Genomic DNA, 20042 nt, shown 5'->3' on the forward strand with positions numbered 1-20042 from the left:
AGTATAGGTTATGAAGTAAGCATTACAAATCTGAACTGTATTCTCATGTGTCAATTTAAATCAGGTCGTGTAACTCCGAGTTCCTTTAGTTTCTGACGTTGCGCAAATGAAGTAGGAATATAATAAAAAGTTGCCAGCCCTGCTCGTAAATCCTTATAGTTTAGACGTAATGGATTGCGAAAGAGTTTCTTCAAACTTATATATCCTTTCCGTTTGCGATACATGCTGTGAACATAACGATGCAGCTCTCTATAGTATTCACTGGAAAAAGTGCTTTGGAACATCATCGCCAAGTCATTCGAATCGCTCCAGTTCTGTTTTTCGCGAAGCTGGGCTTTTACTTTATCGTAAAATTTCGTTCCCGGTAAAGGGTAGGAAACGGAGATACCAACTTCGTCTGGCATCAACTGTAATACCATTGCCAGTGTGGCGTCAATATCTTCTTGTGTTTCTCCGGTATACCCAAACTGTAAAAAGAAAGCTACTTTAATTCCCTTCTGCTTCATCAAGTGGGTAGCATCGCGAATCTGCTGAACGGTTGTGCCTTTATCCATGGCATCCAGAATTTTTTGTGAGCCTGATTCTGCGCCTACCCATATAGTTTCTGCGCCCGAACGTGCCAACGCCTCTACCGTATCTTCTTCCAGAAGTAAATCTGCCCGCGACTGAATCTTGTATTTAAACTGCAATTGCTTCGACAACACCAGGTCTCTGAATTGTTGCACCCAACCTGGTTTTAATCCGAATATATCATCGCACATCCAGAAGTGATCAGGTCTATAGTTTTGTAACAGGAATTCAATTTCATTGATCACATGCTTTGGACTGCGCGAATTATAGCGGTTGCCATAAATTGGCTTAGCACACCAGTTACATTTATAGGGGCAACCTCGGGTGGTTGCTATATTGAGTGAAAAATATCCATGATGCTTAAGCCAAATCCGTCTGTATGATTCTATATCGATAAGGTCCCAAGCGGGTAACGGCAAAGTATCCAACTCCCGAATTACAGGACGTGTAGCTGTAACAATTGCCTCGTTATTTTTTCGATACGCTATACCTGAAAGTTGCGTAACATTTTGTTTTGCATCGAGCGCTACCAATAGTTCACGTAGTGTTTCTTCTCCTTCGCCTCGAACTACGTAATCAACACCATGATCAAAATATTTATCATAGTGATCAGCAGCATCGGAGCTAGATACGATTACAGTACATCCGGATTCCTTTCCAAGTCGCGCCATCATAAAAGCCGCCTCGCGCATGTTGGTAAGACACATCTTTGTGAGGTAATTAAAACCATCATCATAGATCACGAGGTACTCGGGCTTGTGCAGCTCTATAGCAGAAATGATTTCTGAGGCTGAATCACGTAGCGCAGTATCAAAGAGTGCAACGGGAAAATTTGATTCCCGCATTACGGCTGCGGCTAATATAGTTGCCAACGGAGGATACGGCTGTTTAAATTGCCATTGCTTCCGGTCAAACTTATAAAAGTATGAATGTGTAAAAAGTATTTTTCCGTTCATGACTTCCACGCAATGTTAAACTTCTTACCAAACGAGTCAATTTTTTCCTGATAGAGCTCTATTACTTTTTTCTGAAAATGACGCGGATGATTTTTTGACGCATGCTTTTTACTCTTAAAAGCTACTTGGAAATCATCCTTTTCATAATGCTCCCTATATATATGCTCCCATCGTTTCAACGACAGTTTCATAAAATAATTTTCCCACCAGTTGCCTCCGGCTGTGTCAATTATACCTTCCAAAATTTTTTTTATAAATCCGTTGGAGGTGTGTTGTACTGTATCGACAGGGCGTTGTGTAAAGTTTGGGAAAAACTGCAGAAGCCACGCGTTATTCCGAAGTAATTTGATATACAGATCTGGGCTGCACAAAGGAATAACGGTAGCGAGCTCTGTTGCCGTAAATAAATTTTTCTCTTCGATCTCCAGGTGATCTGTATCTACAAAATAGTTAACACAAAAATATTTGTGTGAGTTAAAAAGGAAAACTCTTTTATATAGTACCAATATCATGCGCGCAATCCATAATCTTCCAGGCTTGGTGATGATAAAGAAATCAAGATCAGAATTCTCGTCCATATAGCCTTTCGATAACGAACCCGATGCGAGCACTCCACGCACAAACGGAAAAGATGAAATGAATTTACCTTTTCGTTTAGCAACTTCAAGAAGCTTCATTGCTTCTTCATTCCCTGCAATTCTACGTTGGGCTAATTCATTTTTATTTTGAACAGAGAATAAGTCGCCAAATTGAAAAATATAGCCTTTAGCAGAAAGCTCTTTCAATTCAATCTCGATTGTACTTTTGGGGAGATGTTTCGTGGGAAGGAATCTATACACCTCATCAGCCTTTAATGGATAATTGAAAATATCATAATACAGTATAGTACGAAGGATGCTTTCAGCTACAGGTGCCAAAATAATATTTTCAATTTCGCTGATCATGAGATGTCTTTTAATTGAAGAAGTGTTCTCTCATTAAATAATTTTCTCTCGTTATCTTTTGTCCATCCCCACTTATTAAAATATCTAATCGCACTTTGGATATTACAAAAAAGCAATTTAGCATCTTTATAAGAGCCCCTGGCATGATGATGATAAATCGCGGTGTCGGGGAAATACAAGGTTTGATAATGTTTATGTATCCGCCTTGTCAAATCTGTGTCTTCAGTGTAAAGAAAGAAGCGTTCATCAAATAGGCCTACTTTCCTCAAGGCTTCAGTTCTAAGAAACATAAAGCAGCCAGAAAGAAAAGGGACATTCATAATCTTATCGTAGCCGGAAAGATGTAGCTCATATTGGAGATTCTCTTTCTCAAGTTGACTTTTAAAAAAACCTAAAAATCTGCGCATAATTAAAACCTTAGGGCTCGGTAATAATTTGCATAACGGTTGAAGCTTTCCATCCGGATAAAGCACCTTCGGCATTACTTGTCCTGCTTCATGATGTTGCTCCATGAACTTGTAAAGTGTGGGTATCACACTTTGATCAAAATAAACATCAGGGTTGAGTATTACATGATATTTCGACTCATTCAGAATCTTATTAAGTATAATATTATGTCCGGCTCCAAAGCCAACGTTTCTATTATTAAATATATAATGAATGCGGCTGTTGTACGCTAGATATTTTAGATCATCCGTTGGAGAGTTATCCAGGATGAACAATTTAGAATGTACAGTGCTTTTTAAAAAACTATGAATAGTCTGCGTAAGCATACTTGCTGAATTCTTATATGCAACTATGGAAGCACTTAAATCCCGCATAAACTTTAAAATAAAAAAACCGCAAAATTTTTACAGGTGTGTCCCAACACACCACAAACAAAATTTGAATTTCCGGAAAAAGGATAGAATTTTATCACACTTGTTTATTTCCTGACTCAGGACGCTACTTTGTGAATTTAGGTTGCCCAGAAATTTATAACAGTAAAACTTTAAACCCAAAAACCTTTCAACTACAACCATGAACGTGATTAGAACTTTTGAAGACTACCACAAACAATATAAAAAAAGTGTAGAGCATCCGGAAAACTTCTGGAGCGAAATAGCCAGCAGCTTTTATTGGAGAAAAAAATGGGATAAGGTTCTTGAGTGGGACTTCCATAAACCGGAGGTAAAATGGTTTATAGGTGGCAAGCTTAACATTACTGAAAACTGTCTCGACAGACATTTAATAAAACGTGCTAATCAAACGGCTATCATCTGGGAACCCAACAATCCGAATGATGATGCTAAACATATAACCTATCAACAGCTGTACGATGAAGTTTGCAAAACAGCAAACATGCTGAAGGCAAATGGTGTAAAGAAAGGTGATCGAGTATGTATTTATCTTCCCATGATACCAGAGCTGGCTTATGCCATACTGGCCTGTGCACGCATCGGTGCTGTACACTCTGTAGTGTTTGCAGGTTTCTCTGCCAAGTCAATGACAGACCGCATTACTGATGCAGGATGCAAAATTGTTATAACATCCGATGGTGCATACCGCGGTGATAAAACTATAAATCTTAAAGGTATTGTTGATCAGGCGTTGGAACATTGCCCGGATGTAACCCGGGTTATTGTGAAAGAACATGTTCATACAAGTGCGCCTATGAAAGCAGAACGCGATGTATGGTGGCATGATGAAATCAAGAAAGTAGATTCAAATTGTGTAGCCGAAGAAATGGACTCTGAAGATATGCTCTTCATACTCTATACTTCAGGCTCTACCGGAAAGCCCAAGGGTATGGTTCACACCTGTGGCGGTTACATGGTAAATATCAACTATACTTTCCAAACAGCTTTTCAATATCATGATGGCCAGATATATTGGTGTACAGCAGATATAGGCTGGGTTACAGGTCACTCCTATATTCTTTATGGACCATTATCTGCCGGGGCTACTACGGTAATGTTCGAAGGTGTACCATCCTGGCCGGATTGGGGAAGGTTCTGGCAGGCAATAGAACGTCATAAGGTAAATATATTTTATACTGCACCAACCGCTATACGTTCGCTTCAACAAGCACCAATCAGCTTCGTAGAAAAATATGACCTGTCATCTTTAAAAGTTTTAGGAAGTGTTGGCGAGCCTATCAATGAAGAGGCATGGCATTGGTATAATAAAAATATCGGTAAGGGTAAATGTCCGATCGTTGATACCTGGTGGCAGACTGAAACCGGTGGTTTTATGATCTCTCCTATAGCACATGTAACGCCTCTTAAGCCTGCTCATGCAACCTTACCGCTACCAGGTGTACAACCTGCCGTAATGAATGAAAGCGGACTTGAAATAGAGGGGAATAATATTGAAGGAAGATTGACGATCAAATATCCATGGCCTTCTATGGCACGAACGATTTATGGTGATCATCAACGATTTAAAGAGACTTACTTCTCCAGCTTTCCCGGAAAATATTTCACGGGAGATGGATGCAAGCGCGATGAGGACGGATACTATCGTATAACAGGAAGGGTAGACGATATCATTATTGTATCGGGCCACAATCTTGGAACTGCTGAGATAGAAAGTGCTATCGATGAGCACTCGTCCGTATGCGAAACCGCAGTGGTAGGGTTCCCGCACGATATAAAGGGTCAAGGTATATATGCTTTTGTGATCTGTTATGAGAAACCCGCTGAAGAAGAAAAGCTTCGCGCTGAAATAAAGGAAACTGTCTCAAAGATCATCGGCCCTATTGCCAAACCCGATAAAATTCAGTTTGTAAGTGGTCTTCCCAAGACACGATCGGGTAAAATCATGCGCAGAATTTTAAGAAAGGTAGCGGAGGGTGACACAAACAATTTAGGTGATGTCACTACATTACTCGATCCAGGGGTTGTAGAAGAAATTAAAGCGGGCGCGCTATAAGAATACTTTTAAGGAGTTCACGTGAAGATATATATTCATTCTTCACGTGAATTCTCTTTCTTTATATAGTTATCACAAATTCTTATTCTCACGAATCATCTCAGAGAACCCTTGTTTTTTGCTAAAGGCGGTTAATGCCATCACAATTCGTTTTGATTTAGTAGCAGTCGTCTTTGCACTGTCAATCCACTTGCTATAGTAATTCTGATGCGACATAGGCAACGACTTAAAGTATGCCAATGAATCCGGCTCTTCCTTTAAACATTTCATCAAGTCTGCCGATAGCGCAAGCTTTCGCTCGTCTATCTCCATTACTACTTTTATTTTATCGCCTTCTTTCTTGCCAAGAGATTTACGCATAGCGGCATTCACCGGCATTATAAACGTGCCATCACCCATCGGCAAAAGTGCAACCTTCTCAAAAACAAATTGGTCGAGTGTCCCCTTCACCCGGAAAGATATTTTTGTATTAGGTTTGAGTTTTTGTGCCTGGCTCTCGCTTATCTCAATATAGGTCCAGCCCGATTTTTCGCCTTTCTTATTAAACTTTAATATAGTGGTGGTATAGCGGATCATGGTGCCGTTTGCTTTAACGAGTTTACAAATATTTTATAAATGACGGAATGTTTGTATCAACAATAATTGTTGTAAATCTGGCTTTGTCGAGTGTAATAATTGCTAGAAGTTTTATGACAGCGGATAGGAATCTTGAATGAATCTGTAGTTTATTATGTCCCCTTTTGTATGAATACACCAGCATGAACCTAACGCATCTCCGCCCCATTGTTTCTTGTAATCAAGAATGCGTACTTTGAAAAAATAATATCAATGTTGACGATGGAAAAATCATCCAGTATCGAACATCCGATTTTAGATTTGATTAAAAACAGAAGAAGTGTAAGAGCGTTCTCAAGCGAACCTATAACAGCGGACAAAATAAATTCGTTGTTCGAAGCCACACGCTGGGCACCATCAAGCAGCAACGAGCAGCCTTGGGTATATCTATATGCTACGCACGATCAAGAGCTCTGGCATAAAATGTTTGAGTGTCTTAATGAAAGTAACAGGATCTGGGTAAAGGATGCACCGCTTCTTATTTTAAGTCTGGCGCGAAAGACATTTACACACTATGGCAGCGCGAACGCACATGCCATGTACGACTTAGGAGGAGCAAACTCATTCCTGTCACTGCAGGCCGTTGAGATGGGTTTACAAGTACGACAGATGGCCGGCTTCAGTCACATAAAAGCAATTGAAAATCTCAAGATCCCGGATATATATGAGATCGGTGTATTTATAGGGGTTGGATATCCGGGAGACCCTACAAATCTTCCGGAAAAATTAAAACAGAGAGAGCTTGCTCCACGCGAGCGGTTCTTACAGCAGGAGTTTGTTATGAATAAAACATTTTGATGGTTCCGGAAAAGACAGTAGTAGCTACGATCGGCAGGGATGCGTATGCTACCAGGCTTGAGACACCTTCGCATATAGTGATGGCGGATGAGCCTGTGAAAGATGGAGGTAAAGATATAGGCCCTCAGCCTTTTGATTTTCTCAGGATGTCGCTCGCATCATGCACAGCTATAACATTGCGTATGTATGCTGACCGAAAGGGGTGGGGTGTCGAGCAAATACAGGTTACGATATCAACCGAACAGGTCGGAGGAAAAACAATATTTCATCGTGTCTTAGAAATATCAGGGAGTATAGATGAACATCAGCGCAAACGCCTACTACAAATTGCCAATGCATGCCCTATACATAAAGTATTGACGAACCCGATCGAAGTACAAACCCTGATCACATGAAGTATATATGTATAATTAAGTATATATAATTACTTTTTGAGTAAATCTGCGAGTGCACTCTCCAGTTTTTCATATTGAAATTTGAATCCTGCATCTTCAATTTTCTGTGACGAAACGTTACTACCTTTCAATACAAGGTCAGCCATTTCACCCAATAATGTTTTCAAAACAAAGCTCGGAACTGCCGGCAAGACTACGGGTCTATTGATTTGCTTGGCTATAGCTTTTGTCAGGTCACGGTTTGTGACAGCGTATGGTCCTGTGCCGTTGTAAGCACCTTGCATCTTTTCATCCTCCACAGCTTTTAGAAACATTGCAGCAAGATCGTCAAGGTGAATCCAGCTTATATACTGATCTCCCGTACCCAGTGGTGCACCAACCCAAAACTTGATCGGCTTAACCATCTCTTTTAAAGCTCCTCCCTTCTCACTCAATACTATACCTATCCTGATCTTCACGACACGAATTCCAAGCTCACTGATCCGATCAACCTCTGCTTCCCATTGACGCACTACATTCGCCAGGAAATCTGTTCCCGGCTCATCGTTCTCCTTAAATTTCTTTTCGTTATCATCAAAGCCATAGTATCCAATCGCAGAAGCGGATATAAAACTTGTTACGGTATGTTTTCTCTTTCTCAATTCTTCATATAGCAATTGTGTGGATTGTGTACGACTCTTCAGGATCTCCCACTTACGCTCTTCGGTCCACGGCTTGTCAGCTATACCAGCACCTGCCAAATGCACGATGGTGTTTGTGCCTTCGAAAGCATGTGGGTCAATTTGCTTTTTATTTATATCCCACAAAAAAGTCTTCGCTTTACCCTGCCGGTGATTACGACTCAGGTGAGCAACATGATTGCCCTGTTGGTATAGCAACTCTGTAAGTCGGGTTCCGATCAAACCGGAAGCACCTGTGATCAATATATTTTTCGAACTCAATTTTATTTAGTTTTGATGCCCTATATTAAACCAGTAACATGCATTTTATAAAAAAGTTTACATGGATAGTACTGTTCACTTCGAGTGTGCTAACAATGTCAGCGCAAACTGTAAAAGTAAAAAAAGAAAATACGCGAATTACAGGCGACAGTGCAGAAGGATATGAGGTTGAGCTTGAAGGAACGGTGAACGAAGTACACAGTGCCTTCACCAAATTTCTAAAACTTTATGGAAAAGTAAAACAAAGTGAAGGTATTCTAACAATTAACGAACTCGCTATCAATGGCAGTACGTATACTTTCAGTATATACGCAACTGTAAAAGAGACTGGCAAAAATGCCACGGCGTGGATTGGATCGAAGTCCTCCGGCCAAGGGACGACAGATGCCAGCAATGTACATGCAGCCTTAGAGAAGTTGATAGCTGATTTTGGCATAAAGTACTATCGTGATAAAATTCAAGTTCAGATCGATGAAACCAATCGCGCCTACCAGGCGGTGGAGAAACAAAAGCAGCGACTAGCGAATGAAAACAAAACGTTGCTCACCAAGGTAGAAGATAATAAGCGGGAGAAAATTCAACTTGAAAAAGCACTCGAGAATAACAAACTCGAAAACGAGACGCTTCTCAAGCGAATAGAAAAAAACAAACTCGATCAGGACTCTGTCGCACTGGCCGGTGAACAATCCTTATATAGAAATTCAATTTGTTTCTTATTTGAAGGAATAGCTTCATCTGATGACTTAATCTCAATTTTATCCAGCCTACGCTTAACGGCCTTTACATTAGTTGCAGATGTGTAAAAGGATACAGTAAGTTCTGATGTCTTTATCTTACTCAGAAAAATAGATTCTGCATATAGGTCCGCATAAACAGCTTGGTAAGATCGTTCCTCCTCACCGCAATTAGAAATAATCTGATAGTACTCATTCTTAGAATTACGGATTGACTTATTTCCTTTGTAAGTTAAATCATACTCAAACTCTATTCTATTCTTCCCATCAGCAGAGATTATTTTTGTCAAGTACCAAGCTGTATTAATCAGGGCAGAGTTTCCTCCACGACATCTCCATGTGTTACCACCATAAACACTTGATGATTTTTCCGGTTGTTCGAAAAGATATATTGTTCCATCTTTTCCTATAGCTTCCCAACTTGTAATATCAGTATAAACACTTTCCTCAGTTCTTCTAGTCTCAGTATATTTGATCTTAAACTTATCGGATACAGGAAATCCATCTTTGTTTATAAAGAAATAACCCTGATAACCACTGAAATTAAATATAAACTTGTCCGGGCTAGTGTCTGTTCCACAGGCCCAGTTTTTCTCATCTTCATCATACACCGCTTTATCAAGTCGAAAAGTATTGGTTACATTGCTCCATGTAGAAGGGTTAAAATCAAACTTAGGAAAGGATTTAGATTTAATATTTCCATAGATATACCTCTCATCTTCAGTTCCTCTGGTTTCACGGATAATCACACCTCCCGCGTTCAAAAACCAAGATGATCCTACCCAAGAAGGCGCGTCTTCAACTTTTATCCCATTCTGATTATACATAAGGCTAACGGTATGCTTGAGAGGCCCCTCACTTAAAGATAGTAATTCGATTTTTTGCTGAACTATACCCCGAGAGTAATCGACTGTTGTATTTCCATATCGCGGAAAATTCGCTGCGTTCGCCGAAGGCTTGATAATGTCCTGAAAAGCAAAACCGGTTGTAGGTTGTGCATCAACACTATAGGAAACAACTATGATAACTAAAAAGATACTTACAACCTTCTTTATCATAACAGGTGGGTAGTTTAAGGTAATTGAACAACAAAGTTATGTAATTAGAAGAAGTATTCTACTCTACATCTGGTATTTTATGAATCAATCATTTGAATAATAAATATTCCCTGACCTAGATCTATAACTAGTATATATATAGTCTATTTTCAATAAATTATATACCTAAATATACATTACCCTTTAAATCAAATAAACATCAGAGCATTTATTGATAACAAAAAAGCCACTTCCTATAGTGTAGGAAGTGGCTTGCTCTGAGAGCTTAAGGGTTTATTAAAACGCTGTATATCCAGTCCAAGAGAATAAAGTACCTGGATTAGCTACACCTGTATTTGCATTTGCAGGAATCGTAATTGTTCCATTGTTAGCACCTGGTTTATTATCGCCTGTATTAAGGTTAGCACCTGTACCAGAAATGTTAACTGAAGTTGTACCAGCTGCATCGCCAGCAGAATCTGTAAGGTCTACGAAATCGCCAGGAGCAGGAGTGTTAGCAGAGAATATTATATTAGCATTTGTAACAGTCGCTGAACTTCCTCTTCTGATTTTAACAACATCAACCATACCATCAGCAGCTGTAGAGTTATTTACAATTGTAAGGTTAGTTATAGTCGGATTTGACTGTGGAGTCAATGAAGGAGTCAATCCATCAAGGTTACCGTCACCTTCAAGACCGCGTGGATCCGCTGTTACTGCATCAAAACCAAGTTCACGTTTTCCATAAAGGTTAGTAGCAGTACCTTTCCAGCCTTGCGTCCAATCAAACATATCGTCCTTTGCATTAATAGCAAGCGCGTTGGATATGTTTACAGTTCCACCAAACCATTCGAAGGCATCATCATCACCATAGAATACAGCAACGTTGCTGATTGAAGTTCCTGAGCCTACTCCGTAAAGAGTAAGACCATTAAATTCTTTTTCACCATTGATACGCGCACCGGTGTATTCCAAAATCAGGTAATCTATATTTCCAGAATCATCTGCATCATCACTACCACCATAAATAAAGTCAACAACTTCTGTTACTGCAGATTGACCGCCAGTGATTGTCGCATTACCCATTAATAGCAAACCACCCCAGTCTCCAGCTTCAGGAGAAGAAGCACTTGACGTAATTTTTATCGGAGCTGATGCTGTACCTACAGCCTGAATTTCTGCATCCTTTTCAACGGCAATATAAACGTTTGTTCCACCTGCAGTAGCTTTGATAGTTGTTCCTGCTTCAATGGTTAATTTACCTCCGGCACTTACTACAAGCGGACCTGTTAAGATCCAGCTTTTGCTCGCGGCAAGAGTGATATCACCTGTGATTTCGCCTTGGAGTTTATCAACTACTAAATCTACATCATCTTGACTTGCAATTATACCATCAGCGGTTTGTGTCGTGTCATCATCGTCATCATCAGAGCAGCTAGAGAAAGCTAAAACTGCTGAGATCATCAAGAGGTAGCTCAGAAAATTCTTAAGCATTTTCATTTTTAAAAGAGTTTAGTTTAAAGTTTTTTATAGTACTAATGTTCACTTGAAATTGGCCTCAAAGATCAGACTCAGATATTAACTATGCCGTAAAGCATTGTTATCAAATTATTAAGAGAGCGATCTCTGCTAGAATAGCTATCTTTAAAACTTATAAGTAAAACCGAGAGAGGTTGTTATTCCCTTTCTATAATCACTGATTATTTCATTAGCGCCTGAATCAATTTTCTTTGTCAGACGATAATTCGGGTTCAGTATATTTCGAACATTCAAGCTCAAGGAAAGTTTCTCACTCAGTCCTAGTTTTGATATAAAATCTAGTCTTGGTATACCGTTTTCATAGATGTGTTGATTGCCAACAGGTGCTCCTATAGAGTATATTCTGTCACTGAAAAAATTAAATACAAGAGCCGTTGTCAAACTTCTACCTTTTTGGCCTTGAGTATTGAATGTAACATCAGAGTTTACGAGCCATGGGCTAGCCCCTTCTAATGCAGATGTTTTATTTGTAGGCTGGAATGCTAAATCATCTGTAGACACATCCTTTAAATCTTGTTTAGAGTAGAGATACGAAACATTTAGTCCCACATCTAAAGAAGTATTCTTATCGTTTTTATTAATAGTACTATACAGTCCTTTTCTAACTTCTAGCTCAACCCCCGCAGCATCTGCGTTCCCTGTATTAACATAAGATAATTCGTTTGCCGCAGAAGCAACTTGAACTCTATTGATTGCATTTTCAATTTTCTTATAGAAGACTGTAACAGCGATCAACTCTTTGTTTGCAAAGTAGTGCTCATAGCGCAAGTCCACATTAAAATTCTCTGCTGGCAACAATTTTGGATTACCGAAACTTGAGACGTTAACATCTTCATAATAGAATGGAGCCACCTCTTTAAATTGAGGCATCGTGTAGCTTTTGCTTGAGGCCAGCCTAACAATGTTATCATCAGATATACTATACTTTATATTTAAGCTGGGGAGAAAATAAGATGGCTCTCTGACTTCCGTATTATCATTACGGATATTCGGATTTCTTTCATCGAGATTAGTATCCCAACCTACTTCTTGACGAATTTTTTCATACCGAGCACCAACATTTACAGTTAATCGCGAAGTAACATCAAACACAACATTCGCTATCGCTGCGTGAATCGTTCTGTCACCTGTATATGTAAAGGGGTTAAGTGCTTTTGAGCCAGTGCCACGTCCTGTTTCCATTTCAAAAGTCCCATTATCAATTGACTGTTGATTAAATAAAGCATCTGGATCATTTACAGATACTGATACCGCTGTCGGGAAATCAAAGTTAAATTGAGTTGCTTCAAAATCGCGGCTAGTATTGCGGAGGTTATAACCGATGGTAATTTTGTTATTAGATTCCTCATCAAATTTATAGGTAAGGCTTGCATTGGCAGCTATATCATTTTCCTTCAATGAAGAATAAAATCTGTGATTAAATGCCGGAGAGTTCGTGTTGACGCGATATCCATCACCATCGAATACATAAAAACTTGATCTTCTATCGGGTTCATCGCCATGAGCAACATTAAATGAGCCACCTACATCCAGCTTGAGATTTTGAGATAAATTGATTGCAGAGATAAGCTGATTCACCAGCAAGCTGTTATTATTCTGCTGTTGTCTTCTTACAAAACTCTTATAGGCGTTCGGATCAGTTATGTCATCATTACCATTAACAGTGAAACCTTCATAATTACCCACAGACTGCTTGTTATCGTGTATATATATAGCGTTATAGTAGATGCTGTTTCCCTCACCGAATTCATACGCCACACTTGCAAGTGCAATCTGTGATGCATTATAGTCCGACTTGCTATAATTAAAATCCTGACGTATACCTCCTGTTGGCGATACCTGACGAACCTGTCCTTTTTTAAAGAGGTAGTCGTTACCCATTGCCGCCACCAAAAATGTTCTTATAGTGTTTTGCCCAACAGAGAAAGTTTTACCTCCTGATAAAGATAGATTCAAATTAGTCAACGGACCTGATACTTTACTCGGCTGAAAAGAGTGATCAAATGAATAGTCTCTGAGGTTGGAGATTGGCACATTCCGATTGGTTGTACCCAAAAAGTTAGTTCCATCAGCTCTATAAAAATCTTGTGAAACGGTTTGTGAGTTTACCCCAAGAGAAGCACTAACTTTAAACTCTTTATCCTCAAATAGCTTTTTGGAAATGATGTTGACGTTGGCTCCAGTTACGTCACCAAAAATATTAGCACCAAATGTCTTATTAACATCGATGCTATTGATAATGTCAGACGAAAAGAAATCCAGCGTTATGTTTTTATACTCAGGATCTTCTGAAGGTAATGGAAGGTTATTTAACGACGTAGAGTTATACCGATCACCCAAACCACGAACAAATACGTTCTTCACGCCTTCCTGCTTACTTACTCCTGTTACTTGCGTAACCGCAGCTTCTGCGTTTGAAACACCTTTCCTTGAGAGCTCAATTGCACCTATATTTTGAATAAACTCAACTGCATTTTTTCTCTCTACTAATAAAAAGGATTCTGATGTTTTGTCTGCCGTTCCTGTAATTACTACCTCCTGAAGTTGTTTATCTTCAGAATCAAGTTGCAATTCAATTTTAACTTCTTCACCGGCTTTTACAATCAAACTGTCTACAGTTAATTTCTGAAAGCCTATGTAGGTTGTGGTCAATCGATACGTACCGGCATCAACGGTGAAAGAAAAGTTACCACTAATATCTGTAGTTGAACCGATAGATGTTCCATCAATCACAACATTAGCACCGATTGCATCTTCACCAGAAAGCTTTTCTTTAACATGACCAGAAATAATACCTTTCTGACCAAAAGAGAAATAAGCCATCGAAGCAAATAATACTGTCAAGATAAATTTAGAATGCATGAGTAAATTATTTGCTACAAAGGTCATTCTCTAATATTACCTCACTCGCACGTCTGTGTTACGAAATTGTTAAGTAGATCATGGAAAGCTAACGGCTGTTTAAATAATACTGCAACAGCAATAGCTATATACTATGACTATCAACGCTTTCGATTATTCTGACTTAACAATTATTACAAGATTTTTTAAAGCAGATAACGCGGGGGTAATAAAAGATTATTAAAGTTTATTCGAAGTAAACAAAATAATATAGGCTAAAGCTTAAGACCGAAGAGTTGGAAGCAGAATGCCAGAGTGAAAATGCGTGCCCGGCTTAAAAATGAAAACGGTACAAGAAAGATCTTGTACCGTTTTAAGAATTTGTGGGATAGCTCACTACAGAAGAGCTACATCTATATTATTTATTGATTGGCACTTTGTTGAGAATTACCTTAATGATGTCGGAAGGTTTAACATTGTCTGCTTCGGCTTCATAGTTTAATAGTATACGGTGACTCATTACATCCAACGCTACTTCTTTTATATCTTCTGGTAATACATAGTCGCGGCCTTCCAGATACGCTACAGCTTTAGCAGCCAGGTTCAGATTTATACTGGCACGTGGCGATGCACCAAACTGTATATATTGAGCTTGTTCGTTTAATTTATAGTCTAGTGGCTTGCGTGTAGCATATACCAGTTCTATAATATAGCGCTCAAGCGACTCAGAAATCTTAACACGGTTTACCTGATCACGAATGGAGAATATCTCTTCCTTCGTAAGCATAGTCGTTACTTTATAGTTGAATTGCATGTTTGAAATCCTCCGCATGATCTCTATCTCCTGATCTTTGGTTGGATAATCAACATATACCTTCATCATAAAACGATCGACCTGCGCTTCCGGTAGTGGATAAGTACCTTCCTGGTCAACGGGGTTTTGAGTAGCCAATACCAGAAAAGGTCTGTCAAGCTTGAAGGTTGTTTCGCCGATCGTTACTTGCTTCTCTTGCATCGCTTCCAATAAAGCCGATTGAACTTTAGCTGGAGAACGGTTGATCTCGTCAGCAAGGATTATGTTCGCGAAGATAGGACCTTGCTTTACTTCAAACTTTCCTTCCTTCTGATTATAGATCATTGTACCGACAAGATCTGCAGGAAGAAGATCGGGAGTAAACTGAATACGTTGGAAGTCGAGATGGAGAACCTGGGCGAGCGTACTTACGGTTAATGTTTTGGCAAGACCGGGTACACCCTCCAACAATATATGTCCATTGGTGAAGAGACCAATCATCAATCGGTTCACCATATATTGTTGACCAACGACTACCTTGCCTACTTCGGCATAGACTTCTTTAATTTTTTCCTTGTGTTCTTCGTGCTTTTCAACGGCTACGGATTCCATACACAGTATTTAATTTTAAACCTGTCAAAAATAGCGTAATTATTGAAAAAGTAAGGCCGAAAACTTGATGGATTACTTAATTAAGATTTAAAGGGAATGTCAAGAACTTTTGTCATTGGAGACATTCATGGAGCGTACCGCGCGTTACGTCAGTGTTTGGATAGAGCCAACTTCGATTTTGAGAGCGATCATCTCATCAGTCTGGGAGACGTGTGTGATGGCTGGCCGGAAACCAAATCTTGTATTGACGAGCTACTGCGGATTAAAAACCTGACCTACATTTTCGGTAATCATGACTACTGGACTCAGCAATGGATGGAGACGGGTTATGTTGAGAAAGTGTGGTTCAGGCAGGGAGGAGAAGCTACTATACAATCCTATCAGGATAAAATACCTGCAGCTCATTTACAGTTTCTAAACCGGGCGCTACCTTATTTTTTATCTGACAATAAATTATTCGTGCATGCGGGCATTGATATACAACGACCTCTTGAGCAGCAAGGTCCTGATATTTTTCTATGGGACAGAACCCTTGCACGCACGGCCATGGAGATATACCTGAAAGAAATGGATGGAAAGCTCACGACCTTTGATGAAATCTATATAGGTCATACACCGATTCCGTTTTCAAAGCCTATTCATTCGTGCGAGGTGTGGATGATGGATACTGGTGCGGGTTGGTCTGGTGTATTATCGATGATGAATATAGAAACGAAAGAAGTATTCACCAGCGATCCGGTACTATCCTTATATCCGGGAGTACAAGGCAGAAGTAAAAGTTAATTGTGTTACGTTCAAGAAGATTGTATAATGAGCGCTTCTTCCAATGAAATGCCACGAAGCTTCAAAAATAGTTGGGCAAGCACTTCCACATCACGAAGACAGTAGTCTTTGATTTTAGCAAGATCCTTCTCTACATAGTATACATGGTTGACTTTACTTCCATCAATTCCATTTTTACTGGAAGGGATATCGAAGATCGCTGCTAACAAATCCAGTGAAGTGAAGTGTTTATAGTCACCAAACTTCCATAGCTCCATAGTATCATAGTGCTGAACTTCCCAAGGTTTCCTTCCAGAGATGTTTAGTATAGCGGGCAACTGAATTCCATTCACCAGCATTCTGCGGCACAAGTATGGAAAGTCGAATTCCTTTCCATTGTGAGCGCAAAGTTTTTCTGTAGATGCATTTAGTTTCTCAAGCATGCACTTGAATTCTGTCAGCAACGCTTTTTCATCGTCACCATAGTATGCCTTTGTGCGGAGTGTAAGCGCTCCGTTTTCTCCTTCATAGAACTTACCGACACAGATGCATATAATCTTACCGAACTCAGCAAATATAGCAGCGCGATCATGGTATATCTGTTCGTCTGTCTGCGTTGTGTCTCTTCTCAGATGACTCGCCTTACGTGCCCATAACGATTTCAGTCGTTCATCCAGAGAATTAAAATCATCCGTATGTGAAACGGTTTCAATGTCCAAAAATAAAATGTCGCGCAACTCTGAATTCATACAACGGGTATTACTGATTGATCTTGGTTATTATTCCCGGGATCAGCTTATCGATAATCAACAGGAAAAAGAAAGCAAATATACTTGCTGTAGCAGCAATCGCCACAAACAAAAGATAGTATTGTACACTCCACTCAAAGGCTACCTTTATCCGATGTAGTGTACTTACTTTTATATCCCTTCCTTCGTGCAACGAAAACCGGATCGTACAGAATTCATTCTCTGCATCGAAGTCTCCAAGCAAAACTCCCAGGCCTTGAAGCTCTTGTTCAATTTCAAGAATACGATTCTGAAGATTAATATACTCTTCAATCCTTCCGCTTTGTTTCTTTATCTCTAACAATGATTGACGCGTAATCTCAAGCGAAGCTTTCTTCGCATTCAGATTTTTGAATTCATTTGTCTTATCGATTTTTGTAATCTCCTTGGAGCGTATAGTGCCAATCTTTAAAAGATCTGCATACGATGAATCAAACTTTGCAGGAGGTATACCAATCAACAAATGAAGCGATCTGCTGCCGCGTTGGCCGGAGTTCTCTTCATATTGAATTATACCATTTTCGCTTTTTATATGATCGCGCAATTTTTTCTCGTCATCATCAAACTTTGACGACTTCGATTTTATAGTCGCAGTCTTCTCGTATTTCTGGTTAACATCAAATTCCTGTGCCTGGCCCTGATTGGACTGTCCACTTGATTCAACCTTAAATCTGTATTTATCGCTGGCGTAGTTTCGCTTTACCTCCTCCAGACTCGAGAAAAAATCGGAAAAATTTTCCTCTCGTACTTCCGACAGGCCCGTGGAATATCCATATATAAAACGAAACAGGAATAGTACTACGAAGCCGATCAGTAAAACTGAAATTGTACGAAGCACGCGCTTCTTGAAAATGATTTTCATGTATAGAGATGTTGATACTTCAGCTTAAGAATGCAATACGCCCTCCATCTCCAGTTCCTTTATAAACGTTATGTTCTCTTCACGGATCGTGTCGGGTACAAATACAAAACGCTTATCAAAAATCTGCCTGCCTATATAGTAGCTCACCCAGTACTCGTTGTTGAGATGAAAAACAGACGGGTCGATCGGTTCAATTAATACTGCACTGTTCTCGGCAATCGTATCGAGGTAATGGCGAAGAATAGATGTACGTTGTTGCTCTCCGTCTTTCTCGCCATATCCTTTACTTGCTACCAATGTATTCTCGATCGGAAAATCATTATTGTTGATGAGATATACTTTCCATTCATCCTGTAGCCCTATATCTCTCTTACGTGCAACCGCAAGGGTCACATTCTTTACTTCTGGTTTTTCAATGTCCTTCATCATAGCCACTCCATATCAAACTGTTCGCGAAACTTTTCCTTCAGGATTTCCTCTGCTTCACGGATATCGACTTTTCTACCAAGCTCCTTTTCCAGCGAAGTCACCGCTTTATCCTGAATACCACACGGTACGATGTAAGCGAAATATCGTAAGTCTGGATTAATGTTAAAAGCAAAACCGTGCATCGTTACCCAGCGACTGGTTTTCACACCAAGCGCGCAGATTTTGCGTGCCTTCTTTTCATTTTCAAAATCGATCCATACACCGGTAAGTCCTGAAATTCTTCCGGCTTCTATTTTATATTCCTTCAGCGTTTGAATAACAGATTCCTCCATCAAGCGCATGTACTTATGAATGTCTGTGAAGAAATTTTCAAGATCGAGTATAGGATATCCAACAATTTGTCCCGGCCCGTGATACGTTATATCGCCTCCACGATTTATATGATGATACGTGGCATGCACGGCATTCAATTCTTCTTTCGAGATGATGAGATTTTTTTCATCTCCACTTTTCCCCAACGTAAACACGTGAGGATGCTCACAGAAGAGTAGATAATTGTCGGTGATTTTTTGCTGATCTGCCGGGAGGTTTCTGTTTCCGGTTTTTATGGCAATGGTCTTTTCGAACAATGAAACCTGGTAGTCCCATGCTTCCTGATAATCCTTTAGATCAAGATCTATAAACTTTACTTTTCTATTCGGCAGACTGTTCATTCGTGTTCACTTCATCTTCAAGTATATTCGACCATACGTGATAGGTAATATTCAGATTCAGAATCTCGCTATACATAATCACAAACAGATCGCCCGGCATGGAATAATAACGTTCGTCCATGTAACGCTCAAGGTAGCCTACGTTTCTTTCGTTTCGTGTAAGGTCATCCTGCATTTTTCTTCGGTACACTTGCGACAGATATATTCTGTCAAGGCCGTTGTCTTTTGAAAGAAAATAATCTTCAAGTGTTCCGCTATATACCAACGGGCCTTCGCCTGTTTGCATTAAAACATCTACTTGAATAAGATCAATATTTTTGGATTCGCCCGGTTTTTCCAAATCCAATATCTCGCCACTGAATAAATAGTACCATTCATTGTTGAGTCGGAGAAAGGGATACTTCAAATCGAATCTGAACAGACGTACTATATATCGCGTCAACAATCCTAACGCGACCGATGTGGCGATCATGCTGATCAGATATAGCAAGAAAGAAAAAATGCTTTTACGAATAATCTCGAAGTCGATAGCACCACTAGACTCTGTGATGATCTGATAGATCAATTCTAACTTGATCTGATAAGCCGTAAGGTGTTCGATGATGACAATGCCAGCGAGCTGAAAGAAAAGTGCCGGAAGAATGGCCCAGAAAATTTCATCGACAGCGGAGATCTTAAAAGACTGTTTGCTATAGGTTCCGTGTAAATACGAGTATCGGAAAGCAAGGCCTGGAATGATGAGGATAAAAAGAAAAATTGAACCAAGAATCAGATTCATGCATAATCCTCCGAAAGAGTTT

The 20042-nt window shown here is 39.7% G+C and carries 18 protein-coding genes; 4 read left to right on the forward strand and 14 right to left on the reverse strand.

Annotation, left to right across the window (positions count from 1 at the left end; genetic code table 11):
• Nucleotides 1–50: 50 nt before the first annotated feature.
• Genes B5Y40_RS14980 through B5Y40_RS14990 form a run of 3 tightly spaced genes read right to left on the reverse strand, consistent with a single transcriptional unit; the run spans nt 51 to nt 3291 of the window.
• The gene (locus B5Y40_RS14980; RefSeq protein WP_079687605.1) at nt 51–1526 is read right to left on the reverse strand and encodes a B12-binding domain-containing radical SAM protein; all 1476 of its coding nucleotides are present in this window, start codon (nt 1524–1526) and stop codon (nt 51–53) included.
• Nucleotides 1523–2470 (reverse strand): hypothetical protein, encoded by a 948-nt coding sequence (locus B5Y40_RS14985; protein WP_079687606.1) that lies wholly within the window; start codon nt 2468–2470, stop codon nt 1523–1525. Before B5Y40_RS14985 ends, B5Y40_RS14980 begins: the two co-directional genes overlap by 4 nt.
• Nucleotides 2467–3291, reverse strand: a complete 825-nt coding sequence (locus B5Y40_RS14990) for a glycosyltransferase family 2 protein (protein WP_079687607.1) — start codon at nt 3289–3291, stop codon at nt 2467–2469. Before B5Y40_RS14990 ends, B5Y40_RS14985 begins: the two co-directional genes overlap by 4 nt.
• Before the next feature lie 199 nt (nt 3292–3490).
• Between B5Y40_RS14990 and acs the strand changes: the two genes are divergently transcribed.
• Nucleotides 3491–5383 (forward strand): acetate--CoA ligase, encoded by a 1893-nt coding sequence (acs, locus tag B5Y40_RS14995; protein ID WP_079687608.1) that lies wholly within the window; start codon nt 3491–3493, stop codon nt 5381–5383.
• 72 nt (nt 5384–5455) lie between these two features.
• On the opposite strand, the gene B5Y40_RS15000 is transcribed toward acs, so the two are convergent.
• Nucleotides 5456–5959 (reverse strand): DUF1905 domain-containing protein, encoded by a 504-nt coding sequence (locus B5Y40_RS15000; RefSeq protein WP_079687609.1) that lies wholly within the window; start codon nt 5957–5959, stop codon nt 5456–5458.
• 261 nt (nt 5960–6220) lie between these two features.
• Between B5Y40_RS15000 and B5Y40_RS15005 the strand changes: the two genes are divergently transcribed.
• Nucleotides 6221–6796: a nitroreductase family protein gene (locus tag B5Y40_RS15005; protein WP_159453708.1), complete on the forward strand. Its 576-nt coding sequence runs from the start codon at nt 6221–6223 to the stop codon at nt 6794–6796.
• On the forward strand, nt 6796–7191 hold the full coding sequence (locus B5Y40_RS15010) for an OsmC family protein (protein ID WP_079687611.1): 396 nt from the start codon (nt 6796–6798) through the stop codon (nt 7189–7191). The genes B5Y40_RS15005 and B5Y40_RS15010 overlap by 1 nt, the downstream gene beginning before the upstream one ends.
• Nucleotides 7192–7220: 29 nt before the next feature.
• On the opposite strand, the gene B5Y40_RS15015 is transcribed toward B5Y40_RS15010, so the two are convergent.
• From B5Y40_RS15015 to B5Y40_RS15035, 5 genes are all read right to left on the reverse strand, one after another.
• Complete coding sequence (locus B5Y40_RS15015) at nt 7221–8132, reverse strand: TIGR01777 family oxidoreductase (RefSeq protein ID WP_079687612.1); 912 nt, start codon at nt 8130–8132, stop codon at nt 7221–7223.
• A gap of 655 nt (nt 8133–8787) precedes the next feature.
• Nucleotides 8788–9924 (reverse strand): hypothetical protein, encoded by a 1137-nt coding sequence (locus tag B5Y40_RS15020; RefSeq protein WP_079687613.1) that lies wholly within the window; start codon nt 9922–9924, stop codon nt 8788–8790.
• A 276-nt stretch (nt 9925–10200) separates the two neighbouring features.
• Nucleotides 10201–11403, reverse strand: a complete 1203-nt coding sequence (locus B5Y40_RS15025; RefSeq protein ID WP_079687614.1) for a hypothetical protein — start codon at nt 11401–11403, stop codon at nt 10201–10203.
• A gap of 144 nt (nt 11404–11547) precedes the next feature.
• Nucleotides 11548–14304 carry a TonB-dependent receptor gene (locus B5Y40_RS15030; RefSeq protein ID WP_221408953.1) on the reverse strand — a complete coding sequence of 919 codons (2757 nt, stop codon included), beginning with the start codon at nt 14302–14304 and terminating at the stop codon, nt 11548–11550.
• A 397-nt stretch (nt 14305–14701) separates the two neighbouring features.
• Nucleotides 14702–15688, reverse strand: a complete 987-nt coding sequence (locus tag B5Y40_RS15035; protein WP_079687616.1) for an AAA family ATPase — start codon at nt 15686–15688, stop codon at nt 14702–14704.
• 96 nt (nt 15689–15784) lie between these two features.
• Here B5Y40_RS15035 and B5Y40_RS15040 point away from each other — a divergent pair, with 96 nt between their 5' ends.
• Nucleotides 15785–16471 (forward strand): metallophosphoesterase, encoded by a 687-nt coding sequence (locus tag B5Y40_RS15040; RefSeq protein ID WP_079687617.1) that lies wholly within the window; start codon nt 15785–15787, stop codon nt 16469–16471.
• Between the two features lie 11 nt (nt 16472–16482).
• Here the strand turns inward: B5Y40_RS15040 and B5Y40_RS15045 are convergent, their stop codons facing one another.
• The 5 genes from B5Y40_RS15045 to B5Y40_RS15065 are packed head-to-tail and all read right to left on the reverse strand — an operon-like array spanning nt 16483 to nt 20020.
• Nucleotides 16483–17199: a 3'-5' exonuclease gene (locus tag B5Y40_RS15045; RefSeq protein ID WP_079687618.1), complete on the reverse strand. Its 717-nt coding sequence runs from the start codon at nt 17197–17199 to the stop codon at nt 16483–16485.
• A 10-nt stretch (nt 17200–17209) separates the two neighbouring features.
• Nucleotides 17210–18100, reverse strand: coding sequence for a DUF4349 domain-containing protein (locus B5Y40_RS15050; protein WP_079687619.1), 891 nt, complete (start codon nt 18098–18100; stop codon nt 17210–17212).
• A gap of 24 nt (nt 18101–18124) precedes the next feature.
• Entirely contained in the window at nt 18125–18529 is a 405-nt protein-coding gene (locus tag B5Y40_RS15055) for a hypothetical protein (RefSeq protein WP_079687620.1), read from the reverse strand.
• Nucleotides 18526–19242, reverse strand: coding sequence for a lipoyl(octanoyl) transferase LipB (gene lipB / locus B5Y40_RS15060; protein ID WP_079687621.1), 717 nt, complete (start codon nt 19240–19242; stop codon nt 18526–18528). The genes B5Y40_RS15055 and lipB overlap by 4 nt, the downstream gene beginning before the upstream one ends.
• Nucleotides 19223–20020 (reverse strand): hypothetical protein, encoded by a 798-nt coding sequence (locus tag B5Y40_RS15065; protein WP_079687622.1) that lies wholly within the window; start codon nt 20018–20020, stop codon nt 19223–19225. The genes lipB and B5Y40_RS15065 overlap by 20 nt, the downstream gene beginning before the upstream one ends.
• Nucleotides 20021–20042 lie beyond the last annotated feature (22 nt).

It is taken from the genome of Ohtaekwangia koreensis, assembly GCF_900167975.1.
GTDB classification, from domain to species: Bacteria; Bacteroidota; Bacteroidia; order Cytophagales; family Cyclobacteriaceae; genus Ohtaekwangia; species Ohtaekwangia koreensis.